We start from the raw sequence: 12,995 nt of genomic DNA, 5'->3' as shown, positions 1-12,995 counted from the left end.
AAACATCCCTCAGGCACAGCAAGCCTGACCCGTAAACATTAATATTCCTAGTGCTTATAACTATATGGTGGTGACCAGTATTGTCGAATACCGTAGTATTAAAAGCAATAGAGGAGAAACAGTTGTCAAATAGTGAGGCATACCTGATTCTCAGAAATATAGTGGAGAAGATAAAGGAGGAAACCGGAACAGTACCCCTTCTGCTTTCAAGGGTCTTAGAATACCTTAAAACCCATCATAAAATACCCCCGGAGAAAGCAGGGGAACTCCACGAGCTACTAGCTTCCAAAGGCTTGAAAGATGAAACCATTGTAATGTTAATGAATATCTGTCCCTCCTCGATAGATGAGTTAAGATACCTTATGGAGCTCGAAGAGAAGACTCCAGAGCAAGGCGTCTTAGAAGAGATACTGGCCACCCTAAGCAATTATTGCACTGGTGTAGCCCCTTCCTAATCCTCACCTGCATCAAGCCTGCTTAAAGGGGATTGTATTGTCACACCGTGATCACAATTTTAGATATAAGAGGCATGGGGAGAGACGCTGGGATGAAAGGCATGAGCCGGCGCTCTATGTTCTAGATTACCTTGAGCTTGGAAACCCCTCTGATCCCCATTATGAACACAGGAACCAGCCTTTCATCCAGGGTATCGGGGTGAAATACTTCTCTCTACTCGAAGCAACCCCCTTACCCGCGGTTAAAATAGAGATACTCGAGAAAATAGACCTTGGATACCCGAGTAAGGTTAAGAGAATCATACATATAGTATACAGTGAGCTCACTAGCGTTGCTAAAACCAATCTACCCGAGGCTCTTAAAAACATAGTACTTGAGAACGAGAAGATATTCGTTGAGTTCTTCAATATAGCTGAGCCAGTCAACATAAGGCTACACGCACTTGAATTGCTCCCCGAGATAGGTAAGAAGACAATGAACCAGATACTCGAGGAGAGAAGCAAGAAGAGGTTTGAGAGCTTCGAGGACATAAAGAAGAGGACTCGTATAGATCCTGTTAAAGCCCTTGTAAACAGGGTCATCAAGGAGTTGATTGGCGGGGAGAAGTACTATTTATTCATAAAATCCCCCGAGCCTAACACGATGTACCTAGGGTACTTGGAGAAACTATATGGGGAGCTATATTAGGCCAGATGAAATGAGTAGACGCGGCCTCCTTTCATGGACTATAAGCATACTCCGCGAGCATGGTTTAAGACCCAGGAGGAAGCTTAGTCAGAACTTCATCGTAGATCCCCGGCTTATAAGGGACTTCATAAGCCATGTAAACCATGCGGAAACCACTGAAATAGGCTGTGGACTAGGTACTTTAACCATTCCATTAAGCAGAGTGGTTCCTAGACTTATATGCATAGAGATCGATGAGAAACTACTGGGTATAGCTGTTAAAAACTTGAATACATCCAACACTCTCTTCATCAATGCTGATGCCACCAAGTACACAGTGTTCTCTAGGCAAGTGGTAGGGAATATACCATACCATGTTACATCCAATATATTGGTTTCAATAGCTAGATCGAATAACGTTGAAAGAGTTGTATTTACGCTTCAAAAAGATGTCGCTGAGAGACTTGTAGCCAAGCCAGGTAGTAAGCAGTATGGTAGGATAACTATTCTACTCAACACATTGTTTAACATAGAAATCACAGGTATATATGGCCCCTCCTCATTCTACCCTGAACCAAAGGTAGGGCACGCAATTATAACTTTAACCAGGCGACGCGTTTTTAACCAGGATGTATTCGCCCTCGAGAAGCTGACCAGGCTATTGTTTACGCAGAGGAGAAGGATAGCTTTAAGGGTTCTCGCCAAGTCCCTTGGTATAGGGGAGGACAGCGAGATATATATGTATGCCCGTGAACTACTTGGAGATAAGAGAGTATATGAGGTAAGCGGAGAGGTGTATGTGGCATTAGCGAGAAGACTGAGGGAGAATGGATTACTGTAGGGAGTCTCAAACTAGTATTTAAGGGAAACGTGTACAGGCCTAGCGATGACTCATGGCTCGTAGTAAAGCTACTGGACTCCATTAAACCGAGAGCGGATCTCTGCATGGATCTCGGATGCGGTAGCGGTGTACTGGGACTCCACGCCTTGTTAAAAGGGTACTGTGAAAAAGTTATCTTCATAGACATCGATGAAGATGCTCTCAACACGGTTAGAGAAAACACCGTGTTAAACAATGCAGCTGGGAAAAACATCATCTTATCAAGTGACACGGGTATATCTATAAAGGAGTCATCAATAGATCTAGTCCTAGCCAACCCCCCATACCTGCCTGCATGGAGCGGTAGCATAGAGGATATAGCTACTGAGGGCGGTGCACATGGATACGAGGCAATACTCTACTTCATCAATGTAGCATGGTATGTTCTCAAGCCCGGTGGATTACTAGTGCTTGTTTACTCGTCGCTATCGAATCCACTGGTGGTGGAGGAGTACTTGTCTAAGAAGGGGTTTAGTAGGGTGGCCTCTATAACTAAAAACATGTTTTTTGAAACACTATATAGTGTTGGAGTAGTGAAGAGGAATGCTAAGGATAGTACTAGTGGGTATTGAGGGTCCAGTGAATCTTGGAGTCATAGCTAGAACCTGTGTAAACTTCAACGTTGATGAGCTATACATTGTTAAACCAGTAGCCAGTATCGAGGAGGCTTTAAACTACGCCGCCAGAGGAAAAGACTTCCTGCTTAAAGCCAGAGTCACTGATTCACTCGATGAAGCCATTAAGGGAGTTGACATGGTCGCGGCTACCAGTGATGAAGGATATAGTGCAGGAGACATGCTTAGACAAGCCGTTGATTTAAACGGGTTCGCCGAGAAAATATTCCCGAGAACCAGGAGTGTGGCTATATTATTCGGTAGGGAAAGCACTGGTTTAACACGGGAAGAAATCAGTAAAGCCGATGTCCTGGTCACGATACCAGCAAACCCATCATACCCGGCACTTAATATTAGCCAGGCAGTAGCCATAGTGCTGTGGGAGCTCTGGAAGCAGAGGAGTATTACTGCAACCAATATACCTCCTTTAGCCAGCAAGGAGACGCTGAGGCAATTACTTGATTTAACAGTGGAGATCTCAAAGCTAGTTATGACTACTGAGGAGAAAATAACTAGATCAAGGATCCTATGGAGGAGAATACTCGGCAAAGCGCTTCTTACAGAAAAAGAGGCTGCCTTATTAAGATACTGGCTTCAAAGAGTAAGAAGACATATTTCCTCTAATAAAACCTAAAAACACTACAGTTCTATAGCTAAGGATGAGACCTTGTACAATAGGTTTACGATAAAACCTGTATCGTAACAGGCGGTGCTAGAGACATTGAAGCAACCATTGCAACAAGATTAGCATTTGAGGAATACAACATCGCTATAATAGACATAGATGAAGAAGCAGGTAGGATAAGAGAGAACAAGCTAATCTCGAAAGGTCTTAAAGCGGTATTCATCAAAGCTGGCGTATCCATAGAGCATAATGTGATGAAGGCTGTGGAATACGTATTCAACAAGTATAACTCGATAAATGTTCTCGTGAATAATGCTGGCATAGGATTCACGGGAAGAAGCATAGAAGAACAGACACTTGAAGAATGAAACAGGATAATTAGTGTAAACCTCACCGGGCCATACCTCATGAGTAAACATGTTATTAAATACGTGAAGAACGAATAATACCTTACCCTTATCCAAGTTCTCGTCTTCAATGGACATTTATAGCCGTCAAGTAGCTCCTGTATCAGCTTGGACTGTTGGCTTGACAATAGGTTTTAAGCACTATAGCTACTATAGATACTAAGAGGTCGTCTTGCACAATGACTAATATATTAATATTTTATTAACTAGTATTCGAAAGTCTTTCTAGGTGAATATTATGGGTATAGTTGAAGGACTACGTGTTCTTGTAACGGCTTCCACGAGAGGCCTTGGAAGGGGTGCTGCTGAAGCATTACTAGAGGAGGGTGCGAAAGTCGTTATAAATGGGAGGAGCCGGGATAATGTTGGGAAAACCCTTGGAGAACTGAAAAGTAGATTTGGTGATAGAGTTCACGGGGTTGCAGCTGATTTAACCGTTAGGGGGGATGTCTATAGGCTGGTGGATGAGGCTGTGAAGTTCCTCGGGGGCCTTGACTCAATAATCTACATAACCGGTCCTCCTAGACCTGGCACATTTCAGGAGATACGCGAAGATGAATGGGAGTATAATGCAAGACTCCTTGTCTTCAATGCGATATGGATTGTCAATGCTTCTCTCCCATACTTAAGGAAGTCAAGTAATCCCTCGATAATCTTTTCAACTAGTTTAGCAGTTAAGGAACCAATAGATAACCTGGCATTATCAAACGTCCTCAGGCTAAGTATCCATGGCTTGGTTAAAACACTCGCTAAAGAGCTCGGCCGTGAGGGAATAAGGGTTAATGCAGTGATGCCAGGCTACATCGAGACTGATAGAATAAGAAAACTGATCGAGGATAGAGCCAGGAGGGGGAACAAGTCATACGAGGAGGCATATAGGGAATTCGTCAGCGATATACCTTTAGGAAGGCTTGGCTCACCAATAGAGTACGGTAGAGTAATAGCGTTCCTAGCAAGCAGGTATGCTTCATACCTTAACGGTGTCTCAATACCGATCGATGGAGGACTCATGAAATCAATATTCTAAAATAAAGCCACGGGTTTCATAGATCTCCGGAGTTAACAAGGTATTCCAGCACTGGGTCAGCTATTTTATACTCGTTATTTGTTTTCACCACTAAGCCATACTTGACCAGTGTAGTTAAGAGCTCAGTAAACCTGGCATCAGTTATAGGGCCTGTCCTGTACATCAAATACACCTTTATCTGCTTCCATGTTCTCGCCCCTCTGGCTATTGCTTCAAGTATTCCCAGATATCTACCTCGTGAAGAGGCAATTATCCTTGTTACTTCATCTTTAATGAGCTTACTGCCTTCGGAGAAAACAGCCGTTAAAGCTTCACTGTGACTGAGGCGTCTAACACCTCTGTAGTACCCATAGAGGGTGAGCCATCCCGGGATACCATCCACTAGGTTAACGGCTTCCTCAAGCTCGCTTCTCTGGACTTGAAGACTTAGTTCGCTAAATCCTTTCTCAAGGAATTCAAGGCTTTTATCACGAGTATACCTTTCTAACACTATTTCATGTCTATACCTGCCATAGAGGGGGGACTCGGGGTTTTCAAGCTTTAGAAAGTCCTTTAACACTCCAACCTCGCTCCCTGTAACAACTATAGTAATATTCTCAAGGTTATCAATAGACCACGCTATTATTTCATCATATCTAACACCACCAGAAAACCTAAGATATTGGGCCTCATCGAATGCCAGTATGAATCTAGTGCCATTTTCAGCTGAGCACTCATCAAGACTCCTAAGCAATACGGTTACATCTGGCAGTCTCTTAGTAGGAATTACTTCTATGCTTATCCCAGAGACCTTAAATATCTTGATTCTTTTAATAAAATCAAGGAATATAGAAGATAGCTTCTTGGAAAGACGCATTTGCGAGGTGAGAAACTCGGCTATCTTAGAGTATAATGAGTATTTAGAGACACTACCGTAAACACCATGTATCTCCCTAACATCGATAATTAAGTATGGATATTTTGATTCACTGAGTGCGACACGAATAAAGCTGGTTTTACCTATTCTTCTCGGCCCGCTTACAATAATTAATCTTTCATTAAGGTGTAAGCTCTTATTAAACTCCTCTAGCTCCTTTTCACGTCCAAATAAGTCTTCTCTCTTGGATTTTGGATTGGGATCGAAGAGCATGCTTTCTCCCCCGATAGTTACTTCCTCCCCCGATAGTTATTTTCTAATACTCATATTTCTATCCTGTTAAATAGAGTTGAGACCCTGAGTAACTGAAGTTAAGCTGGGTGAATTAAGCTTCCAGGGTTTTCTCCTCTTAATGCATCCAAGAGTTTTTCGGGTTCGCGGTAGCTTATTAGTTGAACCAGTATCTTGCTTCTAATCGCTAAATCCAGTGCCTTCTCATCTATTAACGCGTATTCTCCCGGTAGCTGTTTCTGTTCCAGTATTTTTTTGAGGAGGCTTGCATTTACTTCTCTCAGTGGTTTTGCATCAGGGTATTTAGCTGGATCTCTATCATATACGTATCCAACTGCTGAGAAATAGTAGAGTTTCTCAGCGCCAACCGCTTCAACCACCTCTATAGCTGTCGATGCTGTTGATTGTCCTGGGATTAATCCACCCATTGCGACAACTCTGTGTGAAGATAATGCCTCCAATACTTCCTCAAGGTTTACAGCCGGCTTTGGGTAGGCATAGGGCTGCAGTGAAGAGGTTATGAGTAGGCTGTTGAGTCTTGATACCCATATTCCTATTAAGTCAAGCCAGTAATTCGAGGAGATGCCTAGTGATCTAGCGTCAGAGATGTACTTTCTAGCTGTGTTACCGCCCCCCGTTATTACTATCAGTCTATATTCGCTCACCATACTCTTCAGTAGCTTTACGTATCTAGAGATCAGGATTGAACCCTCGTCGAATGCCTTACCCGTTATCTTTAGGACAAGCACATCTCTCATCTTCACCACCGTCTTTTTTAAACATGCCCTGATATTTTAATATCGTACCTTGGGAGGATAGTTGGGTTTGTGCGGAATAATAGGTTTATGCCTACACGATAAGAATACTTTAAGGCTAGGGGAGGCCATATACAGGGGTCTTCTTAGGCTCGAGTACCGTGGATACGACTCGGCAGGCATAGCTGTAATCAGTGATAACGGGCTCATTATTTTAAAGGGCAAGGGTAAACTGAACGAGCTTGAAGGCAAGTATTCTTTCACAAGCCTTGAAGGTATAACCGGGATAGGTCATACCAGGTGGGCCACACATGGTGCTCCAAACGATGTAAACGCGCATCCCCACACTGATTGCAACAACATGTTTGCGATAGTACATAATGGCGTCATAGAGAACTATATGGAGTTGAAAAAGATCCTTGCCTTAAAGGGGCATGTCTTCAAGAGTGAAACAGATACAGAGATAGTGGCACACCTGATTGAGGAATATTATAAGGAGACGGGGAGTGTTTACCAAGCCTTTAAGAAGGCTATATCATCTCTGAGAGGTACATACGCGATCCTCCTGATTACACCACTTGAACCCCATAAGATATTCTACGCTAGAAAGGATAGTCCTCTGGTAATAGGGGTGGGCAACGGATACAATGCCGTGGCAAGCGATATACCAGCCCTGCTAGAGCACACGAGGAGAGTAATAGTCATAAGGGATGGATGGATCGGCTACATTACTCCATCAGAGATACATATCGAGGAACTAGATACGGGCCGCATACTCGAGTCAAGCAGGTATATCAGGGTGGTTGAATGGGATCTAAAAGACGCCGAGAAGGAGGGATACCCATTCTTCATGATTAAAGAGATATATGAGCAGCCAAGGGCCCTTAGAAGCACTATCCATGGATTAGTAAATGATGTAATAATTGATGAAGCAGTTAAGCTACTAGCTGATGCCGACAAGGTATTTATAACTGGAGCTGGCACGAGTTACCATGCCTCAGAATACTTCGCGTTAACAACGATGAAGCTATCTGGGAAACCAGTTATACCCTTCATAGCCAGCGAGTATGAGGTATATGCTGGGGTAGTTGGTTCCAGCGACATACTCATAGCTGTCAGCCAGAGCGGGGAGACAATGGATACTATGAAGGCTGTGAGAGCCTTCAAGGCGAAGGGGTGTAGAATCATTAGCTTAACAAATGTAGTCGACTCAGCCATAGCTAGGGAAAGCGATATAGCTCTCTACACTAGGGCCGGGCCAGAGATAGGGGTAGCTGCCACCAAGACCTTCCTAACTCAAACCCTATTCCTCTCATGGATATCCATTCTATTAGCCGGTGAGACAGGTAGATTAAACAGTAATGAAGCAGCCAAGCTACTGGAGGAGCTGAGAAATGCACCTAGATATGTTGAGGAATCATTATCGATGAGTGGTGAAACCGTGAAGAAGCTAGCTGAGAAACTGGTTCCAGTTAAAAGCATGTACTATCTCAGCAGGGATATCGGGCTACCGGTTGCCAGAGAGGGAGCCCTCAAGATAAAGGAGATCGCATATATACATGCTGAAGCGTATCCAGCCGGCGAATCCAAGCATGGTCCCATAGCATTGGTGGAGCCTTCATTCCCAGTAGTATTCACAGTACCAAGTGATAGAAAGCTTGAGAAACTATTATTGGGGAACATAGAGGAGATGAAGGCTAGAGGCGGATTCGTAATCAGTGTTGCTCCACAGGGATTCAACTTAAATGAGAGAGCAGACATAGTGATAGAAGTCCCAAGGACGCATTGGATACTGACGTCTCTAACCCATACACCACCGCTTCAACTACTCGCATACTATGTCGCCACGATGAAGGGCCTTGACCCGGATAAGCCGAGAAACCTGGCTAAAACCGTTACAGTGGAATAGCTCTTAAGTCATCATCGATTCCTCAACGATCTCGATGACTTTACCCTCAAGCATTATCAATAGCCTTCAGTTTCTCTATGTTCTCTACCTCAGATGAATCTATTTCCCTAGTATTGAAGAACGCATCCACTATCTCCTTAGCCAGCTCCTCACTAGTTAACCTGGCACTTAACGCGAGGACATTGGCATCATTCCATCTCCTAGCTCCCTCAGCGTTCCTGGCATCTGTGACGAGTGCTGCCCTAACTCCCTTGATCTTATTGGCTGCTATTGATACACCTGTACCAGTGTAACATATAACAATGCCATAATCTACCTCGCCTCTAGCCACCATAGAGCCGACCTCAAAGCCTACATCGGGCCATGGATACGGCTTTCCCGTCGCGAGGGCGCCGACTAGTTTAACCTCGAATCCCTTCTTCTTCAGGTAGTCCACAAGGAATCTTGCAACACTATATACGTCATCTGATCCAACCGCTACACGCATGGATTCGTCCCTCCTAAAATAATTATTCAAACATAAAAATAAACCTAGGTGACCAGGTGTATTTTCACCTGGTCTCTCTCAAAACTTTTCTCGAAGGCTTCAACACCCCTTGTCAACGGATATTCTGAGGTAACTAGTTTATCGACAACCACTATTCTTTTCCTCAACAGGCTTATCGCTTTATCGAAGGGACCGCACCTGGACGTCGATAGCCTTAACTCCTTTACAACAGCCTTGGTCTGATCAAAGCTTACCGGGGAGCCATGGGTTGACTTCAACGCAACAACACCTCTCGGCCTAGCTACGTCAAGCGCTACTTCTAAACCACTGGAGCTACCAGTGGCCTCAACGACGTAGTCGAACCCCTGTCCCTCTGGGGTATCCTTCTTAACTACTTCACTAAGCCCTTGGTAATCTACGACTAAATCTGCTCCAAGCTCCCTGGCTAGACGAGCCTTCGGAGAGCCGGGCCTCGAGACAGCTACCAGGAGCTCCGGCTCGAATAGTTTGAGCACTTGTATGGCGAGTAATCCAATTGCACCAACACCTATAACTGCAACTCTGCTTAATGGTTTAACCGGTTCCATCTCAATCATCTCGACCACTGCCGCAAGCGGCTCAATAAATGCCGCCTGAAGCGGTGTTAAGTCATCGACTACATGGATGAGATCCCGTCTTGTTACCATGTATTCTGCCATACCCCCGTTACGTGTTATCCCTATGGTCTCCCTGTAGGGGCAGTGAGTATACATTCCACTTCTACAATACCAGCACCTACCACAGTAGACATTTATCTCGGTTGTAACCCTGTGCCCTACGAGATCCCTTGAAACCCCCTCGCCAACATCGACAACTATACCTGAAACCTCGTGACCCGGGATAAGGGGCTTCTTGAGTAGCTTATATGTCCCAGAGTACATGGCCTTATCTGTTCCACAGATACCGACCCTCTCAACTTTGATGAGGACCCATTCTGGAGCAGGTCTTGGTTCTTCAACTTCTTCAAGCCTCAGATCTCTTGCTCCGAGAAGTAGAAGAGCCTTCACACTGTATCCCCACACATGCTCTAACCTTCTTCCCGCCCTAAAGGGCGGGCTTTCAGTTGTAATGTATCTAAGAAACATATTTGTTTTCATAATTTTTATATATCATCAATATTTAAATTATCAATAAGGGGTGAACTGATGAGATCCCTGGCTATGAGAACCCTTGTATTAGTTATAATAGTAGTCATCATAGTGGCATCAATAGGGGTATACTACTATTATAACTATGCATCCCCCTCCACCACATCAACTAATAAACCTATCAAGGTTGCAATACTCTTCGATGTAGGTGGGAGAGGAGACCTAAGCTTCAACGATATGGCGTGGCTTGGTGCTGAGAAAGCCAGGAAGGACTTCAATATACAGGTTGAGTACACGACTCCACAAAGCCAGGCTAAGATGCAGGATCTATTGGAGTCATTATCGGCCAGCGGCGAATACGACTTAATAGTATTGGTGGGATTCCTATGGACATCCCCGTTGAACGCTACAGCTGATAAATACCCCAATCAGAAGTATGCTTTAATTGATTCATCCACGTTCATCAATAGACCCAACGAGGTCGACATCTTATTCTCCGAACAAGAAGCGGGGGCGCTAGTAGGTGTTTTAGCAGCTGACATGGCTTCTAAAATAGGGTGTAACAAGGTAGGTGCTGTAGCCGGTATGTCTATACCGCCTCTATGGAGATTCCACATAGGCTACTTATTCGGTGTTAAATACTATGAGATGAAAACAAATAAGACCATAGACTTTCTCTGGGAGTACACGGGTACATTCGGAGACACTCAGAAGGGATACCAGTATGCTACATCAATGCTACAGGAGAGAGCATGCGTACTCTATGGTTTAGCTGGCTTAACACATGTTGGAATGTTCGATGCTGTTCGAGACTGGAACAAGCAGGGTAAGGGGGTTGCATTAGCCATAGGCCAAGACGCCAGCCAGGAGTGGTATATGCCGAGATACATGCCTATAAGCGGTGCTAAAAGAGTTGATATAGCAGTATATGATGCCATTAAAATGGTTGCTGAAAACAAGTGGACACCCGGAATACATGTGTTAGGGTTGAAAGATAGTGGAGTAGGTATATGGGATCTCGATGGCGTTAAATACTTCGCAGAGATAGCTTACAACCAGAGCAAGCTGGAAACCGGGCTCACGCCGGATGATGTTGTAAGAATAGTTAATGAAACCAGAAACACCTATATTACGGAGACTGGTTGGAACATAATGAGTGAATTAGAGCAACTAATTATAAGTGGACAGATAGCATTCAAGAATCCCTCCACAGAGGAGGAATACACTCAAATAGTGAATGCCCTCAAGAATGGAGACTTAAATGCGGCTTTAAGCAGGGGAAGCGTCTAGAGAAGAAGAAAACCTTTTTTATACATTCCTTCCTTTTCATCAATGAGACAGGAATAACATGTGAGCCTCTTTATGGGCGTCCAACTATGAAGACTATTGAGATGCACGGTATTAGAAAGATTTATCCTGACGGCGTAATAGCTTTACATGGAGTCGATTTCGAGGCTGAAGAAGGGGAGATACACGGGTTACTGGGGGAAAACGGGGCCGGTAAAACCACTTTAATGCGAATACTTTATGGCGAGATACGCCCAACAGAGGGGGAGATCAAGGTACTCGGTAGAAGAGTTAGATACAGGAACCCAAGGGATGCTATTAAGCAGGGCATAGCAATGATATACCAACATTTCTCCCTTGTCCCAACGATGACGGTGCTGGATAACCTCTACCTTGCCTTAGCAACTATTAATCCACGTATTACTAGAAACGAGGTCGAAGCACGAGCCAAGAAGCTGATCGGTGAGACACGGTTAAAGATACCCCTTGACAAAGTAGTCGAGGAGCTCCCTGCCGGTGTCCAGCAGAGGGTCGAGATACTTAAAGCCCTCATAAGGGATGCACGTATACTTATACTCGACGAGCCCACAAGCGTGTTAACACCTCTTGAAGTGGAGGAATTATTTCAATCCTTGAAGAAGTTAAAGGAGAAGAGAATGACGATAATATTGATTACACATAAGCTTAGAGAGGTCAAGGCTATAACCGATAGAGTAACAGTTCTCAGGAGAGGGATTAAAGTAGGGACGGTGAGGACTAGCGAGGTCACTGAGGCCCAGTTAGCTAGAATGATGGTTGCCAGGGATGTTGAACTAGTCTTGGAGAAGCCCCCTGGCATTCAGCCTGGTCGGGAAGTATTGAGGATAGAGTATCTATGGGTTAGAAACAGTGAAGGAGTGGATGTTTTGAAAGGCGTTAATCTCTCGGTAAGGGAGGGGGAAATCATTGGAGTAGCTGGTGTTCAAGGCAACGGCCAGACAGAGCTGGCAGAGGCTATTGCTGGGTTAAGGAGGCCTTACCGGGGTAGGATAATCCTTGACTCGAAGGATATCACCATGCTTGACCCTATGAGTAGATACAAGCTGGGTATATCATATGTTCCTGAAAGCAGGAGGAACGGGTTAATCCATGAAATGAATCTCATCGAGATCTCGGTGTTAACGAGCACATATAGTTACATTGGGAGATACGGTTTCATAGATTGGGGTAGAGCCGTGGAAACCGCCCTTAAAATAATCAAGGAGTACGATATCAACCCTCCCAACCCCTATACTATGGTGAAGAATCTCAGCGGAGGAAATCAACAAAAGCTCCTGGTTGGCAGGGAGCTAGTGAAGAAGCCAAGGGTCCTCGTGGTTTCCGAGCCCACTCAAGGCGTGGATGTTGCCTCGACAGAGTTTATACGGAGAAAGCTATTGGAGCTTAAGACCAAGGGGGTTGGAATACTCTTGATATCCACGGACCTAGACGAAGTGATTCAGTTGAGCGATAGGATAATCGTGATGTACGAGGGTAGAGTAATTGGTGAGGGAAGAACAGAGGAATTTACCCTTGAGAAGCTAGGGCTTTTAATGGGTGGTATCAGTGCCTGAGGCCTCTAACTACATG

14 protein-coding genes are annotated in these 12,995 nt (G+C 44.5%); 10 read left to right on the top strand and 4 right to left on the bottom strand.

Going from position 1 to position 12,995, the window contains the following annotated elements; translation table 11 throughout:
• Positions 1 to 80: 80 nt before the first annotated feature.
• The 7 genes from ACP5N5_RS02810 to ACP5N5_RS02780 all read left to right on the top strand — a co-directional run bounded on the left by ACP5N5_RS02810 (position 81) and on the right by ACP5N5_RS02780 (position 4,675).
• The gene (locus tag ACP5N5_RS02810) at positions 81 to 455 is read left to right on the top strand and encodes an RNA polymerase Rpb4 (RefSeq protein WP_428132606.1); all 375 of its coding nucleotides are present in this window, start codon (positions 81 to 83) and stop codon (positions 453 to 455) included.
• A 37-nt stretch (positions 456 to 492) separates the two neighbouring features.
• Positions 493 to 1,143 carry a DUF655 domain-containing protein gene (locus ACP5N5_RS02805; RefSeq protein ID WP_042666826.1) on the top strand — a complete coding sequence of 217 codons (651 nt, stop codon included), beginning with the start codon at positions 493 to 495 and terminating at the stop codon, positions 1,141 to 1,143.
• Positions 1,127 to 1,963: a 16S rRNA (adenine(1518)-N(6)/adenine(1519)-N(6))-dimethyltransferase RsmA gene (gene rsmA / locus ACP5N5_RS02800; protein WP_428132597.1), complete on the top strand. Its 837-nt coding sequence runs from the start codon at positions 1,127 to 1,129 to the stop codon at positions 1,961 to 1,963. Before ACP5N5_RS02805 ends, rsmA begins: the two co-directional genes overlap by 17 nt.
• 29 nt (positions 1,964 to 1,992) lie before the next feature.
• Entirely contained in the window at positions 1,993 to 2,574 is a 582-nt protein-coding gene (locus tag ACP5N5_RS02795) for a methyltransferase (RefSeq protein ID WP_012609071.1), read from the top strand.
• A complete protein-coding gene (locus ACP5N5_RS02790) occupies positions 2,546 to 3,250 on the top strand; it encodes an RNA methyltransferase (protein ID WP_012609070.1) in 705 nt (234 codons plus the stop codon). The genes ACP5N5_RS02795 and ACP5N5_RS02790 overlap by 29 nt, the downstream gene beginning before the upstream one ends.
• Positions 3,251 to 3,312: 62 nt before the next feature.
• Positions 3,313 to 3,609 carry an SDR family NAD(P)-dependent oxidoreductase gene (locus tag ACP5N5_RS02785; RefSeq protein ID WP_338033506.1) on the top strand — a complete coding sequence of 99 codons (297 nt, stop codon included), beginning with the start codon at positions 3,313 to 3,315 and terminating at the stop codon, positions 3,607 to 3,609.
• Between the two features lie 277 nt (positions 3,610 to 3,886).
• Entirely contained in the window at positions 3,887 to 4,675 is a 789-nt protein-coding gene (locus ACP5N5_RS02780) for an SDR family oxidoreductase (RefSeq protein WP_428132585.1), read from the top strand.
• 16 nt (positions 4,676 to 4,691) lie between these two features.
• Here ACP5N5_RS02780 and ACP5N5_RS02775 read toward each other — a convergent pair whose 3' ends face one another.
• Together ACP5N5_RS02775 and pyrH are read right to left on the bottom strand one after the other, a co-directional pair.
• Positions 4,692 to 5,804: an AAA family ATPase gene (locus ACP5N5_RS02775; protein ID WP_276814863.1), complete on the bottom strand. Its 1,113-nt coding sequence runs from the start codon at positions 5,802 to 5,804 to the stop codon at positions 4,692 to 4,694.
• Positions 5,805 to 5,902: 98 nt separating this feature from the next.
• Complete coding sequence (gene pyrH, locus ACP5N5_RS02770) at positions 5,903 to 6,580, bottom strand: UMP kinase (protein ID WP_042666819.1); 678 nt, start codon at positions 6,578 to 6,580, stop codon at positions 5,903 to 5,905.
• Between the two features lie 67 nt (positions 6,581 to 6,647).
• On the opposite strand from pyrH, the gene glmS reads away from it, so the two are divergent.
• Positions 6,648 to 8,486: a glutamine--fructose-6-phosphate transaminase (isomerizing) gene (gene glmS, locus ACP5N5_RS02765; RefSeq protein WP_423777225.1), complete on the top strand. Its 1,839-nt coding sequence runs from the start codon at positions 6,648 to 6,650 to the stop codon at positions 8,484 to 8,486.
• 46 nt (positions 8,487 to 8,532) lie between these two features.
• Here glmS and ACP5N5_RS02760 read toward each other — a convergent pair whose 3' ends face one another.
• Both ACP5N5_RS02760 and ACP5N5_RS02755 read right to left on the bottom strand, forming a co-directional pair.
• Positions 8,533 to 8,973: an RpiB/LacA/LacB family sugar-phosphate isomerase gene (locus ACP5N5_RS02760; protein WP_428132616.1), complete on the bottom strand. Its 441-nt coding sequence runs from the start codon at positions 8,971 to 8,973 to the stop codon at positions 8,533 to 8,535.
• A 44-nt stretch (positions 8,974 to 9,017) separates the two neighbouring features.
• Positions 9,018 to 10,019 (bottom strand): MDR/zinc-dependent alcohol dehydrogenase-like family protein, encoded by a 1,002-nt coding sequence (locus tag ACP5N5_RS02755; protein WP_042666817.1) that lies wholly within the window; start codon positions 10,017 to 10,019, stop codon positions 9,018 to 9,020.
• A 138-nt stretch (positions 10,020 to 10,157) separates the two neighbouring features.
• Here ACP5N5_RS02755 and ACP5N5_RS02750 point away from each other — a divergent pair, with 138 nt between their 5' ends.
• Together ACP5N5_RS02750 and ACP5N5_RS02745 are read left to right on the top strand one after the other, a co-directional pair.
• On the top strand, positions 10,158 to 11,390 hold the full coding sequence (locus ACP5N5_RS02750) for a BMP family lipoprotein (RefSeq protein ID WP_428132577.1): 1,233 nt from the start codon (positions 10,158 to 10,160) through the stop codon (positions 11,388 to 11,390).
• A gap of 86 nt (positions 11,391 to 11,476) precedes the next feature.
• The gene (locus tag ACP5N5_RS02745; RefSeq protein WP_428132571.1) at positions 11,477 to 12,979 is read left to right on the top strand and encodes an ABC transporter ATP-binding protein; all 1,503 of its coding nucleotides are present in this window, start codon (positions 11,477 to 11,479) and stop codon (positions 12,977 to 12,979) included.
• Positions 12,980 to 12,995 lie beyond the last annotated feature (16 nt).

The organism is Desulfurococcus sp. (assembly GCF_049970475.1).
Classification (GTDB): domain Archaea; phylum Thermoproteota; class Thermoprotei_A; order Sulfolobales; family Desulfurococcaceae; genus Desulfurococcus; species Desulfurococcus amylolyticus.
The sequence above is the reverse complement of the archived record's forward strand: the minus strand, read 5'-3'. Positions and strand labels throughout refer to the sequence as shown.

Coding starts and splice junctions, on each gene's coding strand:
- rsmA (WP_428132597.1), top strand. CDS start 1,127: ATGGGGAGCTATATTAGGCCAGATGAAATGAGTAGACGCGGCCTCCTT.
- ACP5N5_RS02790 (WP_012609070.1), top strand. CDS start 2,546: ATGCTAAGGATAGTACTAGTGGGTATTGAGGGTCCAGTGAATCTTGGA.
- ACP5N5_RS02780 (WP_428132585.1), top strand. CDS start 3,887: ATGGGTATAGTTGAAGGACTACGTGTTCTTGTAACGGCTTCCACGAGA.
- ACP5N5_RS02775 (WP_276814863.1), bottom strand. CDS start 5,804: ATGCTCTTCGATCCCAATCCAAAATCCAAGAGAGAAGACTTATTTGGA.
- pyrH (WP_042666819.1), bottom strand. CDS start 6,580: ATGAGAGATGTGCTTGTCCTAAAGATAACGGGTAAGGCATTCGACGAG.
- ACP5N5_RS02760 (WP_428132616.1), bottom strand. CDS start 8,973: ATGCGTGTAGCGGTTGGATCAGATGACGTATATAGTGTTGCAAGATTC.
- ACP5N5_RS02750 (WP_428132577.1), top strand. CDS start 10,158: ATGAGATCCCTGGCTATGAGAACCCTTGTATTAGTTATAATAGTAGTC.
- ACP5N5_RS02745 (WP_428132571.1), top strand. CDS start 11,477: ATGAAGACTATTGAGATGCACGGTATTAGAAAGATTTATCCTGACGGC.